We start from the raw sequence: 26,591 nt of genomic DNA, 5'->3' as shown, positions 1-26,591 counted from the left end.
GGCGCTCCCGCGGGCCGTAGGGAGACCTCGACTCCAATCGCTATCCCGAACGTGGTAAGGTCCCGCGCGTGTCCACAGTGGTCTGCCCGCAATGCGCGAATCCGTGCGAGCAGGCGCACAAATTCTGCCCGGTGTGCGGCTTCCCGATCTCGGAGTTCAACCGGACGTCCGATGATCCGCTGATCGGGACGACGCTCCCGGGCAACTACGTGATCCTGGAGCTCGTCGGGGTGGGCGGCATGGGCCGCGTGTACAGGGCCGAGCAGAAGGCCCTGGGGCGCACCGTGGCCGTCAAGATCATCCACCCCCACCTGCTCGGCGACGAGAGCGCGTCGGTCCGGTTCATCACCGAGGCGCGCGCCGCGAGCCGCCTCAACCACCCGAACTCGGTCGGGGTCATCGACTTCGGTAAGAACGGCGGGCAGCTCTACCTCGTCATGGAGTTCCTGCGCGGGCGCGACCTCGCCCGCGTCGTCTACGAGGACGGCCCGCTCCCGTTCCGCCGCATCGTCGACATCCTCTGCCAGGTGCTCGCGGCGCTCGCCGAGGCGCACCACCTCGGCATCATCCACCGCGATCTCAAGCCCGAGAACATCGTGCTCGAGCCGATGCGCTCGGGCGGCGACTTCGTGAAGGTCGTCGACTTCGGCCTCGCGAAGCTGAAGGGGGAGGTCGCGACGACGAACATCACGAGCCCCGGCATCGTCTGCGGGACCCCGGACTACATGGCCCCGGAGCAGGGGCGCGGCGATCCGATCGACGCGCGGAGCGACCTCTACGCGTGCGGCGTCATCCTGTTCCAGCTGCTCACCGGCCGGCTCCCGTTCGAGGCGGAATCGCCGACGCAGGTGGTGCTGATGCACCTCTCCTTGCCGCCGCCCGATCCCGCCCTGCTCGCGCCGGAGCGCGAGATCCCCGAGCCGCTCGTCGAGGTCACGCTGCGGGCGCTCGAAAAGGACGCCGCGCGCCGCTACCAGTCGGCGGACGAGTTCGCGGCGGCGCTGCGCGCGGCGCTCGGGACGTTCGACACCCCCTCGGGGCGCTTCTCGTTCGCCGACGCGACGGTCATCTGCGGCTCGTGCCGGGCCATCGTGCCGCGCGGCCAGAAGTTCTGCGGCGAATGCGGCGCCAGGATCGCGCAGGCGCACTCGCCCGCCCCTGCGCCGCGCGCGGCGCCCCAGGCCGCCCGGCGCGATCGCGCCCCCTCGGCCCCCCCGCTCCCGCTCCCGTTCGCGGCGCGCGAGGACGACCTCGCGTGGCTCGACACCTGCCTTGCCGACGTCGAGGGCTCGGTCGTCGCCGCGCGCATCGTCGGCGAGCACGGCGTCGGCAAGACCCGGCTCCTCCGCGAGTTCCTCGACGTGGCCGCGAGCCGGGGCGACATCGTCATCCAGACCGGCCCGGACCCGTGGGGCGCAGAGGTCGGCTACTACGCGCTCCGCTGGGCGATCGCCGGGCTCGCCGAGCTCCCACCCGACGGCGGCAACGCGTCGAACTGGAACGGCGCGACGCCGGAGGCGCGGCGCGGGCTGCTCGAGATCTTCGGCAAGGGCGACCGCGGGAGCGACGTGCGCAGGCACGCGTGGAACAAGCCGACGGCGGGGGGCCTGTCGCCCGACGATCGCCGCTTCATCGCCGCGGAGGCCCTGCGCTGGGCGCTCTCTCGCGCGCAGCAGACCGCCTTCCCGCACCGGGTCCTGCTCGCGATCGACGATCTGCACGCCGTCGACGGCGCGAGCCGGAACGCGTTCGCCGACGTGATCGCGGAGCCGCCGCTCGCGGCGCTGCTCATCGTCGCCAGCCACACCCCGGGCTTCGAGCCCGAGTGGGGCGGCGCCGTGCGCGCGCTCGGCGGCCTCCCGAAGGACATCGCGCTCTCGCTCCTCCGCAGCAGCGTGGGCCTGGACCACCGCGCCGCCCGCAAGACGCCGCAGAGCGTGGGCGGCCTGCGGCTGTCGCCGCGGCGCGATCCGCCGGACGGCGCCGCCGATCAAACCCCGCTGGCGCTACCGCCGAGCGCGGCGAGCCCGGCCGTCCTCGGCGGCGATGCCGCCACGGTGCCGCCACTCTACATCGACCAGCTGGTCCGCTACACGCTCGAGGGGGGCAGCGATCCGCCCGCGCGAATGGCCGACCTCGTCGCCGCGCGGATCGAACGGATGCCGCAGGACGCGCGCCGCACGCTGCAGGCGCTCGCCGTCATCGGCGACGCGGCGGACCGGTCCACGCTGCAGCGCCTGCTCCCCGACATCCGCGCCTTCGACGACCTGCTCGGTAAGCTCGCGGCGGCGGGCATGATCGAGGAGCACTCGAGCGGCATCCGCACGGCGCACCCGCTGCTCCGCGACGTGACGCTCGCGACGATCCCGGCCGGCGTCCGGCGCGATCTGCACGCCAAGGCGACGTTCGACAGCGCGGGCGACCCGCTCGCGCTGCCGCTCGAGGTGCAGGCGATCCACGCCTACCACGCGCAGAACGCGTTCGTCGCGCTGATGCTCCTCGAGCAGGCGGCGGACCGCTCCGCCGCGCGCGGGGACAGCGCCGGCAGCGTGCTCGCGCTGCGCCGCGGCCTCGATCTGGCGCGGCGGGAGATCTTCCGGGGCGAGCTCGACGATCCGGTGCGCGCCGTCCTGATCTTCAGCCGGAAGCTCGGCGAGGCGCTCGCGCGCGCCGGCGATCTGACCGACGCCGACGGCGTGCTGCGCGAGGCGCTCGACCTCGCCGGCCCAGGCGGGCCTGATCGCGCGCTCGTCCTGGGCGCGCTCGCGCACGTGGCGCACCAGCGCGAGCGCACGGGCGAGGCGTCGATGTACCTCCGCGAGGCGATGGACCTCGCCCGGCAGGGCGCCGACAGCGACGTTGTGCAGTCGCTCGACAAGATGCGGCGCGAGTGGATGGCGCGCTGAGCGAGAGACGGTGAACGACGAGGAACGATCGCGAGGGCCCCGATCGCCGGCGAACGCAGCGGCGCCGCCGCCGCGCGCGCCGTTCATCGCGCGGTGGGACCTCGACAAGACCTACCTTCGGACCGACTTCGACACGCTGCGCGACCTCGTGCGGACCGCGATCGAGCGGCCGGATCAGAAGCGCACCGTGCCGGGCGCGGGGTCGCTCCTGCGCGAGCTCGGCCGCGCGGGCGTCGAGACCCACATCCTCTCGGGCAGCCCGGAGCAGCTCCGCTCCCGCATCGAGCAGAAGCTGCGGCTCGACGGCGCGCGCTGGGCGTCGCTGACGCTGAAGCCCAACCTGCAGAACATCCTCCGGCTGCGCTTCCGCGCGCTGCGCGGGCAGCTCGGCTACAAGCTGCCCGCGCTGCTCCAGCGGCGCTGTGAGCTCGCGGATCAGCGCGACCCGAGCGGCGCGCTGATCCGCGAGGTGCTGCTCGGGGACGACGCCGAGGCCGACGCGTTCGTCTACTCGCTGTACGCGGACGTCTGCGAGGGCCGGGTCACCCCGCTGGAGCTCGGCGAGGTGATGCGGCTCGGGCACGCCTATGACGACACCATCGTCGATGCGATCCGGTTCGCGAGCTACGTCGAGAAGGGCCCCGTCGTCGAGCGCATCCTGATCCACCTCGACCGCCAGTCTTCTCCCTCGGATTTCCGGATCTTCGGCGACCGGGTCGTCCCCTTCTACAACTACCTGCAGGCGGCGTTCGTCCTCCACGAGGACGGCCGGATCGCGGCGCACGCCGTGCTCCGCGTCGCGCAGTCGCTGGTCGTCGCCCACAACTTCGACAGCGTCGCGCTCGCGCGGAGCTACGTCGATCTGTCGCGCCGCGGGCACGTCTCCGGCAAGGGCATCGCATCCCTCGCGGCCGCCTACGGCGAGCTCGCGCAGCGCAGGGCCGCGGGCGCGAGCGATCTCGGCGCGATGGTCGCGGAGCTCACGCGGCTCTGCAGCGATCTGCGCCCCGCCGTGAGCCGGCCGCACGCGGAGATCGACTACCGCGCGCTCGCCGCCGGCCACAACCGCCGCTCGAAGCGCGGCCGCTGACAGCGGGCGTGCGAGGTGGCCGCACCTGTCTGGAGCGGGGTGCAGATTCGTGGGATACGGGCTCAGCCGCTAGGCAGGCGAGTGAGGCGTACGAAAGTACGCCGCAGCGAGCCGAACGACGCGGATGAGCCCGTAGCGCACGAAGATGCGCCCCGCTCTCGGCGTCGGCGCGGGCGGAGCGCCGCCGCGGCGACGCCCATGCGCTCACAGCCAGGCGTTGTTGAGGATCTCGCCGACGCCGCCGGCGCCCGGGACGATGTACTGGATGCTGTTCAGGCCGCGCTCCTCGTCCCAGTGCGTGCCTGGCTCGGTCTTGAGGATGCGCGCGGGCGAGAGGCCGCGATCGAGCCGGAGCGCGTAGATGATGGCGTCCGGGTGGGCCTCGGTGACGCGGCGGATGTACTCGGGCGTGACGATGAGGTGCATGGCGATGCACTTGGCCGGCCGCCCCTCGAGCGCGGTCTTGTAGTACGTCATGGCGCTGACCATGGACGAGCCGGTGGCGCCCATCGGGTCCGGGAAGAGCACGTGACGCCCCTCGACGTCGCGACCGATCTTGGCGTCGTGCCAGGTCGCGCCGACGACCTCGCCCTGCTCGTTCGTCTGCCGGCTCATGAACAGGTGATCCTGCCGGACCAGCGCTGGGTCGAGGACCTCGTTCAAGAGCTCGTAGACGACCTGGGAGGGCATCGTCCCGGCGCGCGCGATGCCCACAGTGACGGCCTTCGTCGCGCGCGACAGCGCGGTGCCGCGATAGACGGCCTCCGGGTGGGAGGAGATCATCCGGGTCGGGACGTCGACGCGCGCGCGCCCCAGCTCGGCGGCGAGGACGGCGCGCGCCAGGTTCTGGTAGAGAACCCCGACGAGGCGCCCGACGTCGGGCTGGACCGTCTCCGGGGAGCAGGCTCGAGCCAGCAGAGTCCATGCGAGCGGGTCATCGAGCAAGTGCACGCCCGGACCGTACCGGTGGGCGATTTCGGGGGGCCGGAATCGACTCTCAGCGTACGCAACGTCGACCATCGTTTTTCTGTTACACTACCTGGCCCGGCGCGGGGTATTCCTCCGGGTGCGCGCCGGTGCTCTCCCCGGGAGCGGAGTGGTTTCGAAGCGATGAGGGCGCCCGCCCAGCGGGCTGTCCCGGTGGACTTGCAAAGGAAGGGATGTTCGGTGGATAGCGACCTTGCCGAGTCGGTTACGGCGCTCAAGGATGCCTTTGTCCGAAGAGGCATCCCTGCGAGGTTCGGAAAGGCGGCTCCAGCGGCGGTGGAAGAGCTGCGCAAGACGCTGCGGGTGCCCGCGAGGTACCGCGCTTTCCTGCAGGAGGCCGACCCGCTTGACGTCGAGACGGTGACTCCGGTCGAGCGTGTACGCCTCATCCCCTCCGAGAGGCTCGCGGCCGAGCAGCAAGCGAACGGCGGCGACAGCTCCCTCGCAGGCTGGCGCAAGAGCTGGATCCTCATCGCTCGAAGCGCCCTGCTGGGAGATCCCTACTTCCTCGACATCTCGAAGCTGGACGCCGAAGGGGACTGTCCCGTGTTCACCTGTATGACGGGGACCGAGTCGCTCAAGCCGGAGCTCTGCGCGTCGAGCTTCCAGCAGTTCCTGCGCATCCTCGCTACCTCGATGGAGGTCGCGTCCGGCTTCGGAGAGAGCGGCCTCGACGACGACGACGAGGCCATCTTCCGCGAGGCGCTCGCGCCGAAGATCAAGACCATCGACTCCGCGGCGCTCCGCGCGGGCCACTGGACCTGACGTAGCCTCCACGGCGCGCTGCTCGCCGGGCGCGCCGCGGATCGAGCTGATCGCGCCATGGCCAGGTGCCTCGTATGCAACGCCGAGAACCCGGGCTCCGCCCGGTTCTGTGTGGCGTGCGGCGCGTCGCTGGCCGCGAGGGAGGCGGGCGTCGGCGCGGCGGCCTCGGCGCCTCCTGCGCCCGGCCCGCGGACGACCGTCCCTGGGCAGCCGTTGCTGGGCGCGCTGGTGCCCGAGGATGCAGCGCACGGGGCCAGCCTCTCGGCCCTCGCGGCCGGCGGCGCGAACGGGCCCGCGGCAGCGCCGCATGTCGTCCCGGCGCCGCTGGCGGGCTCGCTGCCGCGGCGCGCGCCGGGCGGCCACCTGCCGGCGGGGACGCTCGTCGATCAGAAGTACGTGGTCGAGCGGGTGCTCGGCGAGGGCGGCATGGGCGTCGTCTACCTCGCTCGGGACGTCCACACCGGTCTGCACGTGGTGCTGAAGGCGGTGCGCCAGGAGCTCGGGCACCGGCCGGACGTGCGCGCGCGGACGCTCGCCGAGGGCCGCGCGCTGGCGCAGATCGATCACCCGAACGTCGTCCACCTGAAGGCGGTGGTGGCGGAGCGAGACGACCTCTGGCTCGTCATGCAGTACATCGACGGCGAGAGCCTGGAGCAGACGCTCGCCAGGTACGCCGAGGAGCGCCGGCGGATGCCCCTGCCCGAGGCGCTCTCGATCTTCCGGCAGATCGCCTCCGGCATCGCGGCCGCGCACCGCGAGGGGGTGATCCACCGCGACCTCAAGCCAGCAAACGTGCTCATCCGCGGCAAGGACGGCGTCGCGAAGGTCACCGACTTCGGCATCGCCAAGGCCGAGGCGGACGCGCTCGCGGGGCGCGGGCTGACCAAGGGGATCATCGGCTCGCTCTATTACATGTCGCCGGAGCAGGTCCTCGGGCGCCGCGACCTCGACAAGCGGGTGGACATCTACGCGCTGGGCGTCGTGCTCTACGAGATGCTGGTGGGGCAGGTGCCGTTCGACGCCGAGAGCGACATCGAGATCATGCGGCAGCACGCGGAGGTGCCGCTCCCCCTGGTCAGCGCCGTGCGTCACGATGTCCCTCCGGCGCTCGACGCCTTCCTCCAGAAGGCGTGCGCAAAGGAACGGGCGGATCGCTTCGCCAGCTGCGAGGAGCTGCTCGCCGCGCTCGACGCGATCGCCCACCCTGGGCCGGCCGCGACCGCTGCGCCGCTCGGCGGGTCGAGCCGCCCGCCGCCGCCCGCGGCCACGACGGTCGACGAGGTCCGCGAGCGGCTGCGGTCGCCGTCGGGCGCTGCGCTGGCGAGCGGGCCTGCGGGCTCGCAGCGCGCGCGCGGCTCGTGGCTCGCGATCGGCGCCGGGGCCCTCGTGATGTTCGGCGGGGCCGCCGCGCTGCTCGGGCTGGGCGTGCTCGACAGGCCGCGCGATGGTCGGCGGGCCGTCTCGTCGAGGGAGCAAAGGCCGGCGGCCAGCGCGAGCAGCACCACCCCGGCGGCGAGCGCGGAGCAACCGCAGCCGTCGCCGCTCGCCAGCCTGACCGGGCTGTGGGTCGGCAACGGGCGCGAGCTCGAGGCCGTCCTTGCCGGCGAGTCGCTCGAGTTCCGGGTCCGCCGCCCGGAGCAGTTCGCGCCGCAGGACTATGCCGAGGGCGAGGCCCGCTTCTCGCTGCGCGAGATCCCCGGCGAGACGGGGGTGTTCGCCGTCGAGGACCGGCTCCGCTTCATCGCCCCCGAGTCGCGCAAGTTCGATCCGGCCCGCTCGCGGGGCACCTGCCAGGACGTCCGCAGCGCGGTGGAGGGCCGCCCCCTGCGCGCGAGCTTCGACGGGGCCCGGCTGAGCGTCGAGTTCGCGAAGATCGAGCCCTCCACGAGCAACTTCGTGGTGGAGCGCGGCAAGGTCGTCAGCTGCGTCGGCCTCAGCGCCCTCCCCGCCACGCGCGTCGTGAGCACGCTGTCGCGGATGTGAGCATCGGCGCGCCAGCGCTGAAGGCCGCCCGGCAACGCGCGTTGCCAAGCGGGGCTCACGCGCTCAAAGCCCACCGACCGCGGGCACCGGCTGCGGCTTTCCGGCGTGGATGACCGCGCAGCGGACGGTCGTCGACGACGTCGGCGCGCTCGCCCGCCCGCCACCCAGCACGAGCGTGCCGAAGATGTTGCGCGCCCCCGCATCGACCTCCGCGGCGCCGCGCGGCGGCACCGGGTTCCCGCTCGCATCGAACACCGTCACCGCCTGCACGACGCCGCGGGCGATCTCGCCCTCCGGGAAGGACATCATCACCGTGGCGCGGACGTAGGCCGAGGCCCCCTCGACGATCCCGAAGCTGTACGGCTTCTTCGCGAAAGCGCCGCAGAAGCCGCTCGTACCCATGCCGCCGTCGGGCCCGTAGTTCGCCGACGCCCACTGCGCGACGTTGACCGTGAGCCCGCTCTCACCCGAGCCCTGCGCGTACTGGACGCACTGGGCGAGCGCGGGATCCCACATCGCGCCCGTTGGGCAGCGCCCTACCTTCGCGCACGCCTGGCCGGTCCAGACCTCGTCGCGCGCGCAGGTCTGCGAGAGCGGGACGCACGCGGCGGTCGGGCCATCGACGATGAGCTCCTGGCCGGGTGGGCATCCGAGCTTCTGCCCGGCGCCGACCGCGACGCCGATGTTGGTCGCCACCTGCTCGCGCGACACGCAGTAGCCGGTGCTCTGGTCGATCTCGTCCCCGGGCCGGCAGCGATCCGGAGCGCACCCGCCGGCCTCGTAGTGGCGACCCACGCCGCAGTAGGCGTTCGCCGCCTGGGGCGTGAGGCACTGGCCCGCGACCGAGAGGTAGCCCTTCAGGCATCGGCAGCGGTTCTGCTTCGTGTCGAAGCCGGCGCCGTCGCTGCACGACGAGATCGAGCAGCGACAGCTGCTGCCCTGGCAGATCTTGAGGAAGCAGGAGTTCTCCGGGCAACCGACGAGCACGGCAGGCGCCAGCGCGAGGAGCACGACCGAGAGCGCGGTGGAGGCGAGACCAAACGAGCCGGACCGCATCGGGCGACCCTACTCGATCCGCTCAGGCCGTGGAACTCGGGGAGCGACGCGCTGCAGCCGCCGCGATGCGCTGCTGCGGCTGCAGCGCGCGCCGCGGCGGCAGCCGCGCGGCCGACGTACCAGCGGCCGGGGTGGTGTGGTACGGGGTGTCGCCGTCCACGCGGAGATTCCACCGCGCCGGTCCATATCAAGCCATGCTGCCCATCTACATCGAAGGTTCGCCTCAGTTCGAGTCCACCCTGTCAGCCCTGCGCACCCGCGGCACGGGCGACCTCGCGAACGTCACGCCGGCCGTGACCGAGATCATCGACAACGTGCGGCGTGGGGGGACGTCCGCCGTGCTCGGCTATATCGAGAAGTTCGAGCGGAGGACGTCGAAGGCGCTCGTCCGCCACGCAGGCCCCGAGGCGGAGGGCGGCTTCGGCGGGGCCGAGGCGCTCGCGAGGCTCTCGCCGGAGGTCCGGGCCTCGCTCGAGACCGCGGCAGCGAGGATCGCGCGTTACCATGAGCGGCAGCGCGACGCGGGCGATCTCGGCCCCGCGAAGGTGGCGGCGAACGGGCCCGCGCTGCAGGCCGGCTTCAGCTACGAGGAGGAGGGCGTCCTGCTGGGCATGCGCGTGCGCCCCCTGCGCCGGGTCGGCGTCTACGCGCCGGGCGGCAAGGCCCGCTACCCCTCCAGCGTGCTCATGTCGGCCATCCCCGCGCGCATCGCCGGCGTGCAGGAGATCGTCCTCGCGAGCCCGTCGGCCGACGACGCCACGCTCGCCGCGGCGCACCTCTCGGGCGTGACGACCCTGCTCGACTCGGGCGGCGCGCAGGCGATCGCGGCCATGGCCTACGGGCTCCCGGAGCTCATGCCGGTCGACAAGATCGTGGGGCCAGGCAACGCGTACGTCGCCTGCGCGAAGAAGCTGGTCTTCGGGGATGTGTCGATCGATGGCATCACCGGGCCGAGCGAGATCCTCGCGCTCGCCGACGAATCTGCGGATCCCCGGCTCGTCGCCGCCGATCTCCTCTCGCAGGCCGAGCACGACGAGGCGTCCTACGCCCTGCTCGCGACGACCTCTGCGAAGCTGGCGGAGGCGGTCGCGCGCGAGCTCGACGCGGCGCTCCCCGAGCTCACCCGGCGCACGATCGTGCAGGCGTCGCTCTCGACGCACGCGGCGGCGCTGGTCGTCGGCTCGCGCGCTCGCCTCGCCGAGATCGCCGATCAGCTCGCGGTCGAGCACGTGGCCTTCCACGTCGCCGACGCCGAGGGGTTGTTCTCGGAGATCGGCACGCTCGGCGCCGCGCTGCTCGGCGACCTCACCCCGGTCGCCGCGGGCGACTACCTCGCGGGGCCGTCCCACGTCCTCCCGACCGGCGGCTCAGCCCGCTTCGGCGCGCCGCTCGGGGTCTACGACTTCGTGACGCGCGCGAGCCTCATCCGGTACTCGGGCGCGGCGCTCCGGACGCAAGGCCCGATCATCGAGAAGCTGGCCCTGGCCGAGGGCCTGCAGGCGCACGCCCGCGCCGTGTCGCTCCGCCTCGCGAGCAAGGCGATCGACCCCGCGAAGCGCGGCACGTCGCAGTCCTGACGCCGCGCTTCCCCCCAGCGCGCCGCGCCCTCGGGAGCGCGGCGCGCGAGGGCGCGCTGTCCACCGCCCTCCCCTGACCTATCGATCTCGGTTCAGCCGAGCGCTGCGCGCACCGCCGCGATCGGCCGCCTTGCGCGGCCTCGCGGCGCCCTGCGCTCCCGCCCGGCTCACTCGGCGCGGAGGTAGCCCGCGTTGATCATCTTCAACACGGCCTGCGCGGTCTCCAGATCCGTCGCGGGGCTCTTGTTGAGGACCATCGCGAGGTGCCCGTGGTTGTAGACGACCTGAAGGACGTCGAGATCGACGGGCGAGAGATCGCGGAGCTGTGGCTTGAGCGGCTGGGGGATGACCAGGCGCGCCGACAGGTCCGGGAGCTGGTGGCGGATGTTGTTCAGCTCGTCGATCTGCCGGAGCCCCTCCATGAGGAGCTCCTGCACCGTCGCGCTGATCTCGCCGGTCATGACCCGCTCCTCGGCCGCCTCGAGGTCGAACGTCCCGCCGGCCCAGGTGAGGATCCGGTAGACGCTCTTCAGCGGCGGGACGTCGGTCAGATCGTTGATGGTCGCAAAGGTCACGATGCCCTTGCGCAGGTAGATCTTGCCGACGTCGTCATCGGAGCGGACCACGAGCACACCGCTCTTCTTCGATGTGCCGAAGAGCTGCAGCAGATCCGGGAGCGGGATCTCGTCGATCGACCCGGACATCGACCGGGTCTGACCGCTCCTCAACGATGGCTCATCCATCCGTTTCCGCGCCGGCGGCGCGCCTGGGTCCGTGGAGACGACCTTGAGGATGCTGGTGCCGATGAGCACCCGATCGCCCTCCTTCAGGGTCGTCTTCTTGATTTTCTCGCCGTTGACGAACGTACCGTTCGTCGAGCCGAGATCCTCGATCACAATCGACTGTTCGGTGCAGGCAATCCGGGCATGGCGCCGGGAGACCATGTCCTCGACGAGGACCATGTCGAGGTCGCTGGAGCGACCCACGACGATCTCCTGCTGCTCCCCGAGGGGGAATTCGCCGCCTTGGTACTTCCCGGAGATGAAGCGCAACGCCAGTTGCCGCGTTGCCGACACCTTGGGAGCGTGGTTATCCATCGCAGGGAGTAAAAACCTTCGTGCGCTTACGAGAGCGCCAGCAGGGGGCAAAGCTTAGTTTCACCGAGCAAAGGTGGTCAAGAGATCCGGTCCGTTCTTTCAAATGAGTCGGCTCGTCCGATCCTGACGCAACGCGCCGGTCCCCCTCCCTCGGCCGCCACAGCGGCGCGCCGCGGGAGAAGGGGCCGACGTCCTCGGCGCACGCAAGTGTATCCAATTTGAGGGAAAGAGGGCGCTCGGATCCATCAAGACGATCGGCACCGCAGGTTCTGGGTCCCCCGGGGCGGCGCGCCGGGCCGCCTCAGCAAGGAATCCTGCGACCGCTCGGCTCATTGCCCTTGCTTTCGAGCCCGGCATGTTGAACGGCCTCGGCGTGAGCTCCGAAGCGACGCGACCCACCCTCTCTGCAGGCGATCCGCTGGGCACGCACCGCGTGCTCGATCCACCGGGGGCCATGCCGCAGCCGGCAGAGCGGCTGGACGCCGACGCCTCGCGCCACTTCGAGACCGAGATCGTCGTTGATGTGCAGACGCTGAACATCGACGCCGCGAGCTTCCGCCAGATGGAGGAGGCCTCCGGCGGCAGCCCGGACGGCGTGGCGCGGCTCGTCCTCGAGACGGTGGCGCGCCGGGGCAAGCAGCACAACCCGGTCACCGGCTCGGGCGGCATGCTGCTCGGCGTCGTGCGTCGGGTCGGCGCACTCGCCGAGCACCGCGGCGTCGCCGTCGGCGATCGCATCGCGACGCTCGCGTCGCTGTCGCTCACGCCGCTCTCGCTCCGCCGGACCATCGCCGTGCGGCCCGCGTCCGCGCAGATCGACGTCGAGGGCACCGCCATCCTCTTCGGGTCGGCGCCGCTCGCCCGGATGCCGACCGACATGCCCGAGCGGCTCGCCCTCGCGCTGCTCGACGTCGCCGGCGCGGCGCCTCAGGTGGCGCGCCTCGCCGGCCCGCGCGACAGCGTGGTGGTGCTCGGCGCGGGCGGGAAATCGGGCCTCCTGTGCACGACCGAGGCGCGACGCTGCGTCGGCCGCGCCGGGCGCGTCATCGGGATCGAGGCGTCGCCGGAGCTCGCCGCCGACCTGCGCTCGCTCGCGATCTGCGACCACGTCGCGGTCCTCGACGCGCGCGACCCCCTCGCCGTGCGCGACGCCGTGCTGCCGTTCACCGGCGACGCGGGCGCCGACCTCACGCTCTCGTGCGTGAATGTTCCGGGCGTGGAGCTCAGCGCGATCGTCGCCACGCGCGATCGCGGCAAGACGTACTTCTTCGCGATGAGCACGAGCTTCACCGCCGCCGCCCTGGGGGCCGAGGGGATCGGCAAGGACGTGGACCTCTACATCGGCAACGGCTACGCCCATGGACACGCCGAGCACACGCTCGCGCTCGTGCGCGAGCACCCCGCGCTCGAGCGGCTCATGACCTCGCGCTACGGCTGAGCGCGCCGCTCGACGCAACGCGCAGCGCCCACGCGCCCAGACGCCGCGGGCGCTTCCCGAGCACACCGGTCTCAGCCGGGCCGCTCCTGAGGGGCCGGCTCGGCGGGCGAAAGCGCCGCGGGCGACGGCTGCGGCGCGCCCAGCTTGTCGACGGCGGCGGGGAGGATCACGGCGAAGGTGCTCCCCTTCCCCTCGTACGACCGGACCTCGATGCGGCCGCCGGCGCTCTGCGCGATGCGCTGGCTGATGGATAGCCCCAGCCCGGTCCCCTTGTCCTTCGTCGTGAAGAACGGGAGGAAGATGTTCGCGAGCACCTTCTGGGAGATCCCGGGGCCGTTGTCGGTGACGTTGAGCTCGACGAACGGCTCGTCCGAGCCCGAGCCGGGCCGCGTGCCGCGGCCGAAGCGGACGCGCGTCGAGATCACCACCTTGCCCCGGCCCTTCATCGCCTGAACGGCGTTGCGGAACAGGTTCATCAGCACCTGCCGCAGCTGCTCTGGATCGATGGCGACGCGGGGGAGATCGGGATCCAGCGTGACCTCGACCTCGAGCTGGTCGTTCCTGCGCTCGATCGAGAGCACCTGCAGGGTGCGGCGCACGATCGCGTTCACGTCGGTCGGGACGACCGAGCCCTGCGCCGGCCGCGCGAGATCGAGCACCGAGCCCACGACGCGATCGAGCCGGTCGACCTCCTCGAGGATGATCCCGAGGAACTCGCGCGACGCCGCGTCGATCTGCGCGTCCGGCACGGGATCGGCGAGCAGCTGCGCCGCCCCCTTGATCGCGCCGAGCGGGTTCCTGATCTCGTGCGCGAGCCCGGCCGCCATCTGGCCGAGGAGCGCGAGCCTGTCTCGCTCCTTCATCTGCGCGTAGAGCCGCGAGTTCTCCAGGACGACGCCGATCTGCGCGGCGAGCGTCTCGAGCAGGGTCAGCTCCTCGGGTGAGAACGCGTCGCGCACGCGCGTGTCCGCCACGACCAGGAGCCCGATCGGCTCGCCCTGCTCGTCGCGCGCGCACAGCACCACGCCCGAGCAGAGGCTGCCGAGCACCTCGGCCGCCGCGAGCACCGCGTCCTCGGGGACCTGGGGCCGCACCTCCGTCCGCCGCGCGAAGTTGCCGTCGTCGTCCGCGTCGCTCTGGCTGCGGCGCGCCCGCCGCTCGCGGGCCTCGCGCTCCAGCTCCTCCATCGCGAGTGGCCCCCGGTCGAGGCGATCGAGCAGCGCCCTCGCGGTCGCCACCTCGATCCGCTCGGGGACCCGCGGCCCGAGCGAGGTGAGCCGGTCGAAGCCCGTCCCGTCCTGATCGCGCAGGTAGAGCGCCGCCGCCGTGACCCGGCGCGACTGCTCGAGCGCGCTCATCACGATCGAGCCCATCTCATCCACCTCGAGCGTGTGCACGAGGCGCCGCCGGGCCTCCGCGAGCGAGCGGTCGAGATCGAACCGCTCCCGCAGGAAGAGGCGCTGGAGCTGCTCCTCGACGCGCTCCCGCAGCGGGTCGAACAGCACCAGGATGACGATCGCGGCGAGCACCGCGTTCAGGTACATCGTGTTGAAGCCGCCGATGAACGTGAGCAGGAGATAGAAGATCAGCGCGATCAGGAACGCGACCGCCGTGGCGACGAGCAGGCGCGCGAGCATCTCGTAGGCGTCGAGCAGGCGCTCATGGCGGAGGGCCTGGGCGAGGACGAACAGGAACACGATCGAGAGCGCCGCGCCCACGGGCGGCGGCTCCGCGCCGAGGAACCAGGCGAAGTCGGCGACGCTGGCGAGCCCGGCGAGCGCGCCGATCACCACGAGGAACCGCACGCGGCGCTGCGTCGCGCGCGAGGAGCTCTGCTTGCCGCGCTGGCCGAGCGTGTACAGCCCCGCGGTGAGCAGCGCGAAGACGTAGAGGAAAATGCAGCCGCGCGTGAGCCAATCGAGCCACGAGCCCGGCTCCCGGCTCACCAGCACGAGGACGAACAGCGGGATGACGAGCACCCCCGCGAACCGGAGCAGCCGCGAGCGCCGATCCGGGTCATGGGGGATCATCGCCTCGAAGAGCTGCAGCGCGAACTGCGGGAGCAGCACGGCGAGGATCGCCGTGAAGCGCTCCCATATCGAGGCCTGGAAGAAGCCGAAGAGCGACTGCGAGAGGTACCAGAGCCCGACGTCGGCGGCGAACGCAGCGAAGAAGAGGTGGACGCGGCGGACGCGACCTCGCAGCAGCGTCGACGCCGCGATGGCGAGGGCGAGGGCCCCGCAGACCAGGGTCGTCCGTGTGCGGAGATCGATCCCGAGCGGCGCCACGCGCGAAGGCTACCGCGGCGAGCCGCGCGGCGACCGCAAAACGCGCCGGGGGGCGGCGCGGCCGTGCGCCGGAGCGCGGATGCGCTCAGCCCGCCCGGGCGCGCGGCTCAGCGCGTCCCGTCGCTGTCGGAGGGAGCGTTGTCGTGTCTGTCCGCGCTGCTGGGGCGCCACGGAAGCGGGTCCGGGTTGCAGCGCTCCTGCGACCGCACCTCGATCGTCATGGGCGCGCCGTCGTCGCTGGACGGCGGCGCGACGTCGCGCGGCGGGAGCGACGCAGGCGTGACGAAGTCGGTGGCGGGTACGACGACATCGCCGTCGGTGCCATCACTCGATCCGGACGCTTCTTCGGAGATCATCGGGTCGAGATCGCTCCACGCTTCGACGCTCTGCTCCTCATGCTCTGCGGACGTGATCGCGCAGCCCGCCAGCAGCAGAGGCGCCGCGAAGCCCCCCGACAGCCAACTCCTCCAGCAACCTCGCATCACTTCAATCCTCCGAAGTCCCGCCAAAGCCATACTGCTTCACGAGCTGGGAAAGCCGCGGGCGTTTCATGCCCAGGAGCACGGCGGCGCGTGTGATGTTCCCACGACTTTCGTCGAGCGCCCTAGCAATGCACTCGCGCTCGAGCTCGCGCTTCATGTCGCTGAGGCTGACCCCTCCGCGGACATGAGCGTACGCGAGCTCCAGTGGCGTGCGATCCACAGGCATCGACGGGGGATGTGACACCAGCGTCGCCTGATCGGGCGCCGACGCGCGTGGCCCGCTGGACGGCTCTCTGGGCGCGTCTCTGGAAGAGTCTCTGGACGATTCTCTCGACGATTCTCTCGACGATTCGAAGGCAGGGTGCATGCCAGCCCTCGGTGTCATCGGAGCGCTCGCCAGCTCCGCAGCGTCGAGCTCCCGCAGCCCTTCGACGTTCGTCGTGAAATCCTCGAGATCGATCACCTCGCTGTCCGCGAAGATCGCCGCGGCGCGCAGGGCGTTCTCGAGCTCGCGCACGTTCCCCGGCCAGGAGTGCCGCGAGAGCGCCTCGATGGCCCGGCTGGAGAGGCGCTTCGGCGCCACGCCACGCTCGCCGCCGATCCTCTCCAGGATCGCGGCCGCGATCGCGGGCAGATCCCGTGGCCGATGGCGCAGCGCGGGGACCTCCAGGACGACCTGCCGGAGCCGGTAATAGAGATCTTCCCGGAACTCGCCCCGGGCGACCATCGCGCGCAGGTCGCGGTGGGTCGCGCAGAGGATCCGTACGTTCGCGCGCAGCGGCGTGACACCCCCAACCCGCTCGAAGGTCTTGTCCTGCAGGACGCGGAGCAGCGCGACCTGCGTGCGCGGCGAGATGTCCCCGATCTCGTCGAGGAAGAGCGTTCCCCCCTCGGCGAGCTCGAAGCGCCCGCGACGGCGCGACGCCGCGCCAGTGAACGACCCCTTCTCGTGGCCGAACAGCTCCGAGAGCAGCAGCGTCTCGACCAGGGCGGCACAGTTGACCTTGATCAGCGGGCCCGCGCGCCGCGCGCTCACCTCATGGATCGCCTCGGCGACGAGCTCCTTGCCGGTGCCGCTCTCGCCGTGGATCAACACGGTCGCGTCGCTCGCGCCGACCTTCTCGATCTGGTGAATGAGGCTGAGCAGCGCCGGCGTCGTCCCGACCATCCGCTTGATCGCGGGGCCCGCGCTCGCCGGCCTCGGGGCGCGAGCCGCCCCCCTGGCGCACCCGGCGCACCCGCTGGAGCCGCAGAGCTCGCAGCCCCTCGGCTCCGCCTCGGCGGCGCTGCGCGCGCACGCCTCCAGCCGGGCGAGCTCGGCGAAGCACCGGCGCGAGAGGAACTTGCGCGAGATCTCGGGCGGGAGCGACTCGGCGATGCGATCGCGGAGGTCGATCGCCGCCTCCAGGTGCGAGCGCGCCGCCGTGGGCTCGTCCTCGGGGACGCGCGACGCACGGTCCCCGGCGGACGACGCGTGGTGAAGCAACACGTGCGCCTCCAGGGCGCACTCGTGGCTGTGGGCCTGGCGCGACAGCGCGAGCGCCTCCGCGGCGATCTTCCCGAACGGCGCGCCGGCGGCGCGGGAGCACATCGCCTCGAGGAGGGCGATCTCGGCGCGGTGCCGGTCGGAGGTCGCCTCGGCGCGCGCCCGCTGGATCATCTGACCGGCCTGCAGGAGGTCGCCGTCGTGCAGCGCGATGCGCGCGGCGATCGCGTAGCACTCGCCGAGCTTCGAGCCGGCGCCGTAGGCGAAGGCGGCCGTGAGCTCGGACCAGGCGTCCACCGCGCGGCGGCACTCGAAGTGGATCTGCGCCGCGACGTAGGCGACGTGCGTGATCCGAACGCCAGGGATGACGTGGCCGCAGGCCTTCCGCGCGAACGCGAGCGCCTGCTCGGCCTCCTCGATGAGCCCGAGCTGCAGCCGGATCTCAGCGAGGTTCGTGATGAGGTTCACGAGCGCGACCTTGTCGCCGATCCTCCGGAAGATCTCGATCGCGCGCTCGAAGAGGCGCAAGGCCTCCGGGTACTCATGCTTCAGGTGGGCGATGACCGCGAGGTTCGTGAGCGCGTAGCCGGTCGCCGCGCGCTCGCCGCGCCGCTCTCCCTCCTCGAGCACGCCGGCGAGCATCGTGCGCGCCTCGTCGAGGCGGCCGCTGGAGAGCAGCGCGATGGCGCGGTTCAGCCGGGCGCGCAGCTCGCTCACGTGCTCGCCCGCGCACGCCGCCTCCCATGCGTCGGCCGCGAAGTGCAGCTCCGCCTCGGCCCAGGCCTGCTGCGCGAGGAGCAGCTTGCCGAGGATATTGCGCGCCTGGAGGCGCGTCGCGATCTCCCCCGCGCCGGCGAGCCCTTCCTCGGCGCGCGCCTTGGCCGCCGCGAGGTCGCCCGTCTTGCAGCAGAGCTCCGCCATCTCCACAGCGCCGTGCGCCCGCTCCTCGGGCGTGGCGGCGAGCGAGAGCGCCCGCGAGAGCACCATCGCGGCGGTCGTGAGGTCGCCGCGCGCGCTCGTCGCGCGGCCGCGCACGAGCAGCGCGGCGAACGTCTCCCGCTCGCGCTGGGCCGCCGACGAGAAATCGATGGCGAACTCGATGTCGCCGAGCCGGAGCGCGAGCTTCGCCGCGCGGAGCAGCCGCTCGCCCGACGCGGCGCTCTCGCCAGAGAGCGTCCGCATCGTCCGGGCCCAGCGCTGCCAGAAATCGGCGCGCGCTGACGGCTCGCCGACCGAGGAGATCGCGAGCATCGCCGCGGCCTCGGCGCGATCGTTCTGGCCCAGCGAGGCGAGGAGCTCGCTCGCGCGCGAGAGGCTCCACGGGTCGGACGACTGCTCCTCGAGCGCCTCCGCGATCGCGAACACATCCTCGGGGTCGACGTCGGCCGGGTCGACGATCGCGCGCCGCACGGCGACCCACCCTCGATCGTCGACCTCGATCAGACCGAGCGCGGCGAGCTCCTGGGCGACTCCCTGGCACGCCGCGTCCCCCGGCCCGGGCTCCGCGCGCCGCGCCGCGAGCTGACGGAGCTGCGCGGACGGCCAGGGCCGCTGGCTCAGCGCGAGCCGATCGAGCAGGCGCGCGGCCTCGCGGCTCGGCGGCGGCCGCGCGGGGCGCTGCTCGGGCGGCGCGGCCAGCACGGCGGAGCACCAGCCCTCCAGCGCGTCGAGCCGCTCGATCTTCGCGACGACCCGGCGCTCCGCGTCCGCCGCGAACGCCTCCCAGAAGCGGTGCAGATCGTCCGGCGACGCGATGCCGTCGATCGTGAGCGCGCTCGTCCAGGGCCGCATCGCGCCGTCGCTGCACACGATGACCAGCGCGGAGCACGACCCTTCCGCAATGAGGCGCGTGAGCTCATCCAGCACCAGGCTCCCCCAGCTGGTGGCCTCTCCCTCGGCGACCAGCAGGATCGCGCCTTGCGCGGCGGCGCTGATACCCTGCGCGGCCACGGCCGGATCGGCAGAGGCGACAGCGCAGCGAAGCGCGAGATCGCGCCAGGGATCCCGATCCGCGGCGTGCGCGGCCGAGATCAGCGAGCGTCCCACACCTCGAGCGCGGCGCGCGAGGTGGGAACAAACGGCGTCCAGGACCGGCCGCTGTCCATGGACGTGGAGCACCCCACGCGACGCGGCATCACGGACGCGCTCATCGAGCGCCCGGAACCCCCCGGAGTCGCTCGTGATGACAGAAGGAATGCAGGCTGCGGCAACGGATCCCAAGGCAACAAAAGCGTACCTCTCCGCCGGACCTCGCATCAATGGATCCCGCCGTTGATTATTTTAAGGAGGCACCTACCTCGTCATGAGAAAATTACAGTCTTATTGCCGTGTTCCGTCCAGGACCCGCTGGATGGCATCGAACGCATCCACAGGTGCTTCGCCCAGGACGCGAGCCAGCGGAAGCTGCGTCGCTGCTGCGGCGACGTAGAACGGCACGAGGTGCGGCGCGAGCCGACCGAGCGTTTCGAGGTGTCGCGCGACGCCGGCCGCGTCGCCGCGGCGCACCGGCCCCGTCAGCGCGTCGGGCACGCCGAGGACCTCGACGTTGTCCGCGACCGTGCGGAGCAGCGGGCCGAGCATCTCGGCGGCCGTCCTTCGATCGATGCCCGCGCGCTCGAGCAGGTCGACGCCGGCCGCGGCGAGCGCGGCGGCGCCGTTGGCGACCAGGCCCGCCGCCGCGTGGTAGGCGACGCGGTCGAGACCGGAGAACGTGCGCGGCGTCATGCCGAGGCACACCCCGAGCGAGCGCGCCGCGCGCACGGCGCCGGGATCGCCGTCGATGTGGAGCTGGCCACGCTCGAGGAAGGGCGCGAACGAGGGCGAGGCGAACGAGATCATCGGGTGCATCTGCGCAACCCACACGCGGTCGCCTCGCACGGCCGCGAGCGCCTCCGGGCCGAGCGCGCCGGCGCAATGCACGACCGCGACGTCCCTGTGGCCGACGAGCCCGCGATCGCGCAGCGCCTCGGCGCAGGGCGCGATGTCCCGATCGCGCACGGCGAGGATCACGAAGTTCGCCTCGATGCGCTCCGACGGCAGGCCATCCCGCGCGGGCCGGAGCGTCACCCGCAGGCCCGCGTCGCGGATCGCGCGCGCGAGCCCGCGGCCCACCTTGCCGCCGCCATAGATGAACACCTCCAGAACGGCGTTGTCCTCCGGGTGCATCGGCGACGGGCGCGTGCTGTCCATCTCGGTCACGGGCCGCTCCCGTAAAGGAGGTGCGCGAGCACGTACTCCAGCACGGCGCGCGGCACGCGCTGGTGGACGGCCTCGAGATCGCCCGCCGCGAACGCCCGGCGGATCTCGCTGCTCGAGATCCGAGGGAGCTCCACGTCCGCGGGGCGCAGGTGAGGACGAGCATCCGCCGGCCCCGCATCAAGGCGCTCCGCCGCGGGCGCGCTGACGCCGGAGCGGCCGAGGACGATCGGCGGGGCGAGCTGCTCGATGCGGTCGAAGCGGTGCCACCTCGGCAGGTCGGGGAGCACGTCAGCGCCCACGAGCAGGCGCATCGCCCAGTCCGGGTGCGCCGCGGCGAGGTGCTCCAGCGTGCGCAGCGTGAGGCTCTCGCCGCCGAGATCGCGCTCGACGGGCGACACCGACACGCGCGGGAGCCACCCGAGCGCCAGGTGACACATGGCCAGACGATGCTCGAACGGCACGAGCTCCTTCGAGAAGGGGTGGCGGTAGACAGGGACGACGAGCACCTCGTCGATCGGCGCGATGGAGATCGCGTAGGTGGCGGCGAGGACATGCGCGACGTGGGGCGGGTTGAAGCTGCCCCCGAAGATGGCGACGCGGCGCGCCTCGGGCGCGCGCGCGGCCGGGGCGCGGGCGGGCGCATCAACCGTGCGAGCCACCTTGAACCCTCAGCCTGGGGCCGGCCGCGGACGGGCCGACGATCTCGCGCGCCGTCACCGCGCCGCTCGCGTTCATCACCTCGATCCGCACGCCGCCCTGCCCATCGTCGAGGAGCGCCGTGCCGCCGTCGGAGCCGATCGGCCCGGGAGAGAAGAACGTCCGCGAGCCGACCTTCTTGATGAGCGGCTCCGCGCTCTTGCCGAAGACGAGGAGCGAGGCCGCCACGATGTCCTCCTCGTCGAGCGCCGCCTTGTCGAACACGAAGAGCGCGACGCGCCCGTCCAGGATCTCGATGGTGCGCCGGCCCGACGGCAGGCTCATCAGCACCCGGAGGCGCAGCCGAGCGCGCTCGGACGCCACGAAGGCGTCGATCTGGTCCGGGGTCGCGGCCGCGCACCGCGCGGCCCGATCGAACAGCGCGCCCTCGGTGGGATCCGCGCCGACCAGGCGCTGCGCCCAGCCCACGACGACCCGGTCGAGCGCGTCGTCCTCGGCGACGTAGATGACCCGCTCGGCGTGGCCTTCGTCGAGCAGGTGCTGCGCGCCGCGAGCGAGCGCGGGCAGATCACCCTGTGCAGGGCCGAGGACGCCGAGGCGCATCGGACACAGCATAGATCACCGCGCGAAGGTGAGGACACCTTCTCCACTCCGCCCGCTCTGCGCGCTCCCCGCGCCTCCGCTGCCTCCGCTGCCTCCCATCGTTCCCGCGCTTCCCGCGCCTCCCGTGCCTCCCGCGCCTCCCGTGATTGCACGCCTCCGCGCTTCGGGCTCTTGCCGCCAGTTATCGTCTGTCTTTCCCTGCTCCTGGCGCTCTCTCCTCCTGCTTGCTCCCGCGCCCTCCTCTGCCGGCGCAGCGGGCGTCTGCTAGCGTCCGCCCATGTTTCGGCGAGGTCGCGCGCTCCAGCATCCGGTCACCATCACCCTCGATGGGGCGGACGTCCCGGCGGAACGGGGCGAGCCCCTGGCCGTGGCGCTGATCGCCTCCGGGCGCGTGACGCTCGCGCGGAGCCCGAAGCTGCACCGTCCCAGGGCGCCGACCTGCCTGCGCGGAGGCTGCGACGGCTGCCTCGCGCGGGTCGATGGCGTGCCCAACGTGATGACCTGCCTGCGGCCGGCGGCCGGTGGAGAGCGCATCGAGGTGCAGAACGTCGTGGGCTCGCGGCAGGCCGACCTGCTCCAGGTGACCGACTGGTTCTTCCCGCAGGGGATCGACCATCACCACCTGATGGCCGGCGTTCCCGGCCTGTCCGGGGTCATGCAGTCGATCGCGCGCAAGCTGGCGGGGCTCGGGCAGCTGCCGAGCGCGGCGCTCGCACCCGAGCGCGCCGCGCGGCTCGACGTCGACGCGGTCGTGATCGGCGCCGGGCCCGCGGGCGTGGCGGCTGCGTCGGCGCTCTCGGCGCGCGGCCTCCGCGTGGCGCTGGTCGACGACGGGCTCTCCCCCGGCGGGTCGCTCGCCGGCGCGCCGCGCCGCGCGGCGGAGCTCCTCGCGCGATACCCGCTCGACGGCGTCCGCGTGCTCCACCGTCACGTGGCCGCCGGCGTTTACCTCGGCGATCTCCTGGTCGCAGGCGACGCGGGCGCGACCGTGATCAGGGCGCCCGCCAAGGTCTTCGCCACCGGGGCGCACGATGGCGTCGCGGCGTTCCCGAACAACGATCTGCCCGGGGTCTTCTCGGCGCGCGCGTTCTGCCGGCTCCTCGCGTGCGGCGTCGAGCCGACCGGCCCCGTGGCGCTCGCGGGCGAGGGCCCCTGGGCCGACGAGCTCGCGAGCGCCCTCGGCGACCGCATCGCGGTCCGGATCCCGCTCGCCGCGCTCGCCGCGGTGAACGGGATCTCGCAGGTGAAGAGCGTGACGGTGCGCGACGCGCCGTTCGCCCCCGACAGCCCGACGAGCGACGTCCGGGTCGTGGCCGTCGCGGTGGATTCGCCGGCCGCGCCCGCGTTCGAGGTCGCCGCGCAGGCGGGCGCGCGCGTCGAGATCGACCCGCGCGCGGGGTACGCGGTGCAGGTCGACGCGCGCGGCAGGGCCGGCGACGGCCTCTGGGCGATCGGCGAGTGCACAGGCGCCTCGCTCGATCTCGCCGGCATCGAGCGGGCGGCGACGACCCTCACCGACGACGTGCTCGCGGCGCGCGGCGCGCCCGCGTGAGCCCGCAGGCGTCCGGCGACCGCGAGGCGGCTCAGCCCTCGATGATCAGATCGAAGAGGCCGAGCCCACCCGCGAGGAACACGACGTCGAACACGCCCATGAGCGCCACGTAGTCGGTGAGCTCGCCGATCGACGCGCCGCCGAAGAGCTCGCGCGTCCCCGCGACCGCGGCGAGCAGGGTGGGCGCGAGCAGCGGGAAGAGCACGCTCGCGAGCACGAGGTCGCGGGCGCGGGTGCGCACGGTCATGGCCCCGAAGAGGGTGCCGCTCGCGGCGATGCCCGGCGTCGCCGCGAGGCAAAAGAGCGCGAGCCCCGCGCCCGTCTTCGCGAGATCCACCGCGAAGAGGAGCGCCGCGACCGGGATGATGATCACCTCGACCGCGATCACGAACGCGCAGAGCCCGAGCGCCTTGCCGGCGAAGAGCGCGCTCCTCGCGATGGGCAGCACGAGCAGGCCGGAGAGCGCGCCGTCCTCGCGCTCCCGCTGCCACGTGCGGCTCAGCGCGAGCACCGACGCGAACGCCACGCTCACCCAGATGACCCCGGGCGCGACCCGCTCGGCCGCGTCCTGGCCTGCGTAGAACGCGAGGGACGCGATCACGGCGACGAGCACCGCGAAGAACCCGCTCGTGGTGACGATCTCGCCCGTGGCGAGCTCGATCGCGAGGTCCTTCCGCGCGACGAGCGCCGCCTGGCGCGCCCAGCCGGGCCGGCGCCGGGGCGGCGACGCGCGGACCGCAGGCACGGTGCCCTCCGAGATCACGGCGTGGGAACGAGGCTCAGGTACGTCTGGTCCTTGAGCCCCCGCTCGTAGTCGGCGAGCAGCCGCATGCCCTCCGTCGGCTTGAGGAGGTCCTGCTTGATCGCGCCGTCCACCTGGGCCTTCACCTTCCCCACGAGATCGCGGTTGTCGTACTGGGTCAGCGCCAGCACCTCGTGGATCTTGTTCCCGGCGATCGTCTCCTCGATGTAGTACCCGCTCTCCTCGTCCTCATCGAGGAAGACGTGCACCTCGTTGACCCGGCCGAAGAGGTTGTGGATGTCGCCCATGATGTCCTGGTACGCGCCGGTCAGGAAGATGCCGACGTAGTACGGCTGGTCGCCCGAGATCGGGTGCAGCGGGAGCGTGTCCTTCACGTCGTTGAGATCGATGAACTTGCTCACCTTGCCGTCGGAGTCGCAGGTGATGTCGACGAGCGTGCTGTCCGCCGCGGGGCGCTCGTTCAGCCGGTGGATCGGCACGATCGGGAAGAGCGCGCCGAGCGCCCAGTGATCGAGCAGCGACTGGAACACCGAGAAGTTGCAGATGTACTGGTCGGCGAGCTGCTTGCGGAGCTCGCCGAGATCGTCCGGCACCTCCTCCGGCTCGAGCGACGACGCGATCTTCTGCATGTTCTCGGCGATCTCCCAGAAGAGGATCTCGACCCGGGCCTTCACGTCGAGGTTGAGGAGTCCGAGCTCGAACATCTTCTGCGCCTCCTCCTTGATCTGGAGGAGGTCGTGCCACGACTCGCCGAGGTTCGGCCCGGAGATGGTGTCCTTGATGTAGAGGAGGTTCTGGATGAGCTTGTGCTCCTCGGTCTGGATGTCGATCGGCGACATCGGCGTCTTCTCGATCGAGCCGAACGCCTGGACGACCAGCACCGAGTGGTGCGCGACGATCGCTCGCCCGGACTCGGAGACGATGTTGGGGTGAGGCACCCGCTCCTCGTCGCAGATGTCGGCGATGTTGTGCACGATGTCGCGCGCGTACTCCTCGACCGAGTAGTTCATCGAGGAGTGGAAGGTCGAGCGCGAGCCGTCGTAGTCGATGGCGAGCCCGCCGCCGACGTCGATGTACTCGACGCGCTGCCCCATCTTGCGGAGCTTCGCGTAGTAGCGCGCCGCCTCGCGCACGGCGCGCTTGATGATCAGGATGTCCGGCACCTGCGAGCCGATATGGAAGTGGAGGAGCTTGAACGAGGAGCTCATGCCCGCCTCGTCCATGATCCTGATCGCCGCGAGGATCTCGGCGGTGGAGAGCCCGAACTTCGCGTTCTCTCCGCCGGAGGTCTTCCACTTGCCCGCCCCCTCGGTGAGCAGCCGCACCCGGAGCCCGATCATCGGCTCGACGTTCATCTCCTTGGCGACGCGGGTGATCATCCGCACCTCGGAGAGCTTCTCCGCGATGAGGATCACCTTCTTGCCGAGCTTGCGCCCGATCAGCGCCGTCCGGATGAAGTTCTCGTCCTTGTAGCCGTTGCAGACGATCAGCGACTCCGGGTCGCTATGGACCGACAGGCCGGCGAAGACCTCGGGCTTGGAGCCGACCTCGACGCCGTAGTGATAGGTCTTTCCGGCGTCGAGGATCTCCTCCACGACCTCCCGGAGCTGGTTCACCTTGATCGGGAACACGCCGCGGTAGGTCCCGCGGAACTTGCTCTCGGCGATCGCCCTGTTGAAGGCCTCGTTGAGCGCCCGCACCCGGTGATGGAGGAGATCCTGAAAGCGGATCAGCAGCGGGGTGCGGAGCCCTTGCTCGAGCGCCGCGTCGACGACGTCGCGGATCGCGATCTTGCTGCCGCGCTCCTGGAGCGGCGCGACCGTGAGGTTGCCGTCCGGGCTCACATCGAAGTAGCCGCGACCCCAGCGGTCGATCATGTAGAGCGACTTGGCGTCTTCGGTCGTCCAGACGTCGGTCTCGGTCTCGTGCGCGCTGCTCACAGTCGTTCTCCTTGGCGGGGGCCGCGGCCGGCGGCGCCCACACCTTCTCTGGGAGGGCCCCCAGGAGGGGGCTTCTGGCTTATCAGGGGGACGTCAGATCGTCGGTCCGACGCAGGACGGCTGGATGCCGCGCGCTGGCGACGCGGCTCATTACGATAGGAACGCCTGACCTTCAAGGGCAGGCAGCGCGGTCACAACCGGCAGGAGGGGGCTACGAGCAGCGCGCGCTCAGGCCTGGGCCTTCGAGGCCGCCTTCGCCCGCTTCGAGGCCGACTGGTAAAGATCGTAGAGGCGCGGGACGGGGTACGCCTCGAGGCGCTTCCTGTACCCCTGGTCCTTCGACCGGTTCAGGACGGTCAACGTCTCGTCGATGAGCTTCGCCCGCGTCCCGAATTTCTCCTTTACAACGCTGAACGTCGCGTGGAGGCGGAGGAGCTTGGCGTTCGAGACGTGATCCAGACCCTTCGTGCCGCCCCGATCGGAGCTGACGCGCCCGAGCCAGAGGTCCTCGGTAGCGAACCCTTTCACGGCCTCGACGAGCTTCGCCTTGTCGCCGAAGCGCTCCTTCACGATCGCAAGCGGATTTTTGCTGGCCATTGCTGAGACTCCCACGGGCAGGCGAGGCCTGCGCCGGACATGCGCGAGATGACTCGCGCGGCTTTGAAGAGGGGCGCGATCTAGCAGAGCAAGGCGGGGCGCCGCAAGGCCGCGCTGCGGAGGGGC

General features: G+C 72.0%; 19 protein-coding genes. 7 read left to right on the top strand and 12 right to left on the bottom strand.

Going from position 1 to position 26,591, the window contains the following annotated elements; all coding sequences use genetic code 11:
- Window positions 1-68 precede the first annotated feature (68 nt).
- Together WME79_RS13960 and WME79_RS13955 are read left to right on the top strand one after the other, a co-directional pair.
- On the top strand, window positions 69-2,906 hold the full coding sequence (locus WME79_RS13960; RefSeq protein WP_437535320.1) for a serine/threonine-protein kinase: 2,838 nt from the start codon (window positions 69-71) through the stop codon (window positions 2,904-2,906).
- Window positions 2,907-2,916: 10 nt separating this feature from the next.
- Window positions 2,917-3,996, top strand: coding sequence for a hypothetical protein (locus WME79_RS13955; RefSeq protein ID WP_437535319.1), 1,080 nt, complete (start codon window positions 2,917-2,919; stop codon window positions 3,994-3,996).
- 204 nt (window positions 3,997-4,200) lie between these two features.
- Here the strand turns inward: WME79_RS13955 and WME79_RS13950 are convergent, their stop codons facing one another.
- Window positions 4,201-5,016 carry a uracil phosphoribosyltransferase gene (locus tag WME79_RS13950; protein WP_437535318.1) on the bottom strand — a complete coding sequence of 272 codons (816 nt, stop codon included), beginning with the start codon at window positions 5,014-5,016 and terminating at the stop codon, window positions 4,201-4,203.
- A gap of 147 nt (window positions 5,017-5,163) precedes the next feature.
- Here WME79_RS13950 and WME79_RS13945 point away from each other — a divergent pair, with 147 nt between their 5' ends.
- A complete protein-coding gene (locus tag WME79_RS13945) occupies window positions 5,164-5,748 on the top strand; it encodes an SMI1/KNR4 family protein (protein WP_437535317.1) in 585 nt (194 codons plus the stop codon).
- Window positions 5,749-5,805: 57 nt separating this feature from the next.
- Complete coding sequence (locus tag WME79_RS13940; RefSeq protein WP_437535316.1) at window positions 5,806-7,731, top strand: protein kinase domain-containing protein; 1,926 nt, start codon at window positions 5,806-5,808, stop codon at window positions 7,729-7,731.
- Window positions 7,732-7,794: 63 nt separating this feature from the next.
- Here the strand turns inward: WME79_RS13940 and WME79_RS13935 are convergent, their stop codons facing one another.
- Window positions 7,795-8,787 carry a hypothetical protein gene (locus WME79_RS13935; protein WP_437535315.1) on the bottom strand — a complete coding sequence of 331 codons (993 nt, stop codon included), beginning with the start codon at window positions 8,785-8,787 and terminating at the stop codon, window positions 7,795-7,797.
- A 194-nt stretch (window positions 8,788-8,981) separates the two neighbouring features.
- Between WME79_RS13935 and hisD the strand changes: the two genes are divergently transcribed.
- The gene (gene hisD / locus WME79_RS13930; RefSeq protein ID WP_437535314.1) at window positions 8,982-10,364 is read left to right on the top strand and encodes a histidinol dehydrogenase; all 1,383 of its coding nucleotides are present in this window, start codon (window positions 8,982-8,984) and stop codon (window positions 10,362-10,364) included.
- A gap of 167 nt (window positions 10,365-10,531) precedes the next feature.
- Here hisD and WME79_RS13925 read toward each other — a convergent pair whose 3' ends face one another.
- A complete protein-coding gene (locus tag WME79_RS13925; protein ID WP_437535313.1) occupies window positions 10,532-11,461 on the bottom strand; it encodes a DUF4388 domain-containing protein in 930 nt (309 codons plus the stop codon).
- A gap of 355 nt (window positions 11,462-11,816) precedes the next feature.
- On the opposite strand from WME79_RS13925, the gene WME79_RS13920 reads away from it, so the two are divergent.
- Window positions 11,817-12,899 carry an L-erythro-3,5-diaminohexanoate dehydrogenase gene (locus tag WME79_RS13920; protein WP_437535312.1) on the top strand — a complete coding sequence of 361 codons (1,083 nt, stop codon included), beginning with the start codon at window positions 11,817-11,819 and terminating at the stop codon, window positions 12,897-12,899.
- Window positions 12,900-12,970: 71 nt separating this feature from the next.
- Here the strand turns inward: WME79_RS13920 and WME79_RS13915 are convergent, their stop codons facing one another.
- From WME79_RS13915 to WME79_RS13890, 6 genes are all read right to left on the bottom strand, one after another.
- Window positions 12,971-15,187 (bottom strand): ATP-binding protein, encoded by a 2,217-nt coding sequence (locus tag WME79_RS13915; protein ID WP_437535311.1) that lies wholly within the window; start codon window positions 15,185-15,187, stop codon window positions 12,971-12,973.
- Between the two features lie 107 nt (window positions 15,188-15,294).
- Entirely contained in the window at window positions 15,295-15,669 is a 375-nt protein-coding gene (locus tag WME79_RS13910) for a hypothetical protein (protein WP_437535310.1), read from the bottom strand.
- Between the two features lie 4 nt (window positions 15,670-15,673).
- Window positions 15,674-19,201 carry a sigma 54-interacting transcriptional regulator gene (locus tag WME79_RS13905; RefSeq protein ID WP_437535309.1) on the bottom strand — a complete coding sequence of 1,176 codons (3,528 nt, stop codon included), beginning with the start codon at window positions 19,199-19,201 and terminating at the stop codon, window positions 15,674-15,676.
- A gap of 273 nt (window positions 19,202-19,474) precedes the next feature.
- Window positions 19,475-20,344 (bottom strand): DUF2520 domain-containing protein, encoded by an 870-nt coding sequence (locus WME79_RS13900; protein WP_437539845.1) that lies wholly within the window; start codon window positions 20,342-20,344, stop codon window positions 19,475-19,477.
- A 5-nt stretch (window positions 20,345-20,349) separates the two neighbouring features.
- Complete coding sequence (nadD, locus tag WME79_RS13895) at window positions 20,350-21,012, bottom strand: nicotinate (nicotinamide) nucleotide adenylyltransferase (protein WP_437535308.1); 663 nt, start codon at window positions 21,010-21,012, stop codon at window positions 20,350-20,352.
- The gene (locus tag WME79_RS13890; protein ID WP_437535307.1) at window positions 20,996-21,613 is read right to left on the bottom strand and encodes a hypothetical protein; all 618 of its coding nucleotides are present in this window, start codon (window positions 21,611-21,613) and stop codon (window positions 20,996-20,998) included. The genes nadD and WME79_RS13890 overlap by 17 nt, the downstream gene beginning before the upstream one ends.
- Window positions 21,614-21,890: 277 nt before the next feature.
- Between WME79_RS13890 and WME79_RS13885 the strand changes: the two genes are divergently transcribed.
- Window positions 21,891-23,165, top strand: coding sequence for a (2Fe-2S)-binding protein (locus WME79_RS13885; RefSeq protein WP_437535306.1), 1,275 nt, complete (start codon window positions 21,891-21,893; stop codon window positions 23,163-23,165).
- A gap of 31 nt (window positions 23,166-23,196) precedes the next feature.
- On the opposite strand, the gene WME79_RS13880 is transcribed toward WME79_RS13885, so the two are convergent.
- The 3 genes from WME79_RS13880 to WME79_RS13870 all read right to left on the bottom strand — a co-directional run bounded on the left by WME79_RS13880 (window position 23,197) and on the right by WME79_RS13870 (window position 26,465).
- Window positions 23,197-23,910 (bottom strand): heme exporter protein CcmB, encoded by a 714-nt coding sequence (locus tag WME79_RS13880; protein ID WP_437535305.1) that lies wholly within the window; start codon window positions 23,908-23,910, stop codon window positions 23,197-23,199.
- A gap of 14 nt (window positions 23,911-23,924) precedes the next feature.
- Window positions 23,925-25,868, bottom strand: a complete 1,944-nt coding sequence (speA, locus tag WME79_RS13875) for a biosynthetic arginine decarboxylase (RefSeq protein ID WP_437535304.1) — start codon at window positions 25,866-25,868, stop codon at window positions 23,925-23,927.
- Window positions 25,869-26,096: 228 nt separating this feature from the next.
- Window positions 26,097-26,465: a hypothetical protein gene (locus WME79_RS13870; protein WP_012235084.1), complete on the bottom strand. Its 369-nt coding sequence runs from the start codon at window positions 26,463-26,465 to the stop codon at window positions 26,097-26,099.
- Between the last annotated feature and the right edge of the window lie 126 nt (window positions 26,466-26,591).

It is taken from the genome of Sorangium sp. So ce726 (genome assembly GCF_051521405.1).
GTDB lineage: Bacteria > Myxococcota_A > Polyangia > Polyangiales > Polyangiaceae > Sorangium.
Note: the sequence above shows the minus strand (reverse complement) of the source record. Positions and strands in the feature narration are given on the sequence as shown.

Coding starts and splice junctions, on each gene's coding strand:
- hisD (WP_437535314.1), top strand. CDS start 8,982: ATGCTGCCCATCTACATCGAAGGTTCGCCTCAGTTCGAGTCCACCCTG.
- WME79_RS13870 (WP_012235084.1), bottom strand. CDS start 26,465: ATGGCCAGCAAAAATCCGCTTGCGATCGTGAAGGAGCGCTTCGGCGAC.
- WME79_RS13950 (WP_437535318.1), bottom strand. CDS start 5,016: ATGGTCGACGTTGCGTACGCTGAGAGTCGATTCCGGCCCCCCGAAATC.
- WME79_RS13920 (WP_437535312.1), top strand. CDS start 11,817: ATGTTGAACGGCCTCGGCGTGAGCTCCGAAGCGACGCGACCCACCCTC.
- WME79_RS13890 (WP_437535307.1), bottom strand. CDS start 21,613: ATGCGCCTCGGCGTCCTCGGCCCTGCACAGGGTGATCTGCCCGCGCTC.
- WME79_RS13925 (WP_437535313.1), bottom strand. CDS start 11,461: ATGGATAACCACGCTCCCAAGGTGTCGGCAACGCGGCAACTGGCGTTG.
- WME79_RS13885 (WP_437535306.1), top strand. CDS start 21,891: ATGTTTCGGCGAGGTCGCGCGCTCCAGCATCCGGTCACCATCACCCTC.
- WME79_RS13900 (WP_437539845.1), bottom strand. CDS start 20,344: ATGGACAGCACGCGCCCGTCGCCGATGCACCCGGAGGACAACGCCGTT.
- WME79_RS13940 (WP_437535316.1), top strand. CDS start 5,806: ATGGCCAGGTGCCTCGTATGCAACGCCGAGAACCCGGGCTCCGCCCGG.
- WME79_RS13910 (WP_437535310.1), bottom strand. CDS start 15,669: ATGCGAGGTTGCTGGAGGAGTTGGCTGTCGGGGGGCTTCGCGGCGCCT.
- WME79_RS13935 (WP_437535315.1), bottom strand. CDS start 8,787: ATGCGGTCCGGCTCGTTTGGTCTCGCCTCCACCGCGCTCTCGGTCGTG.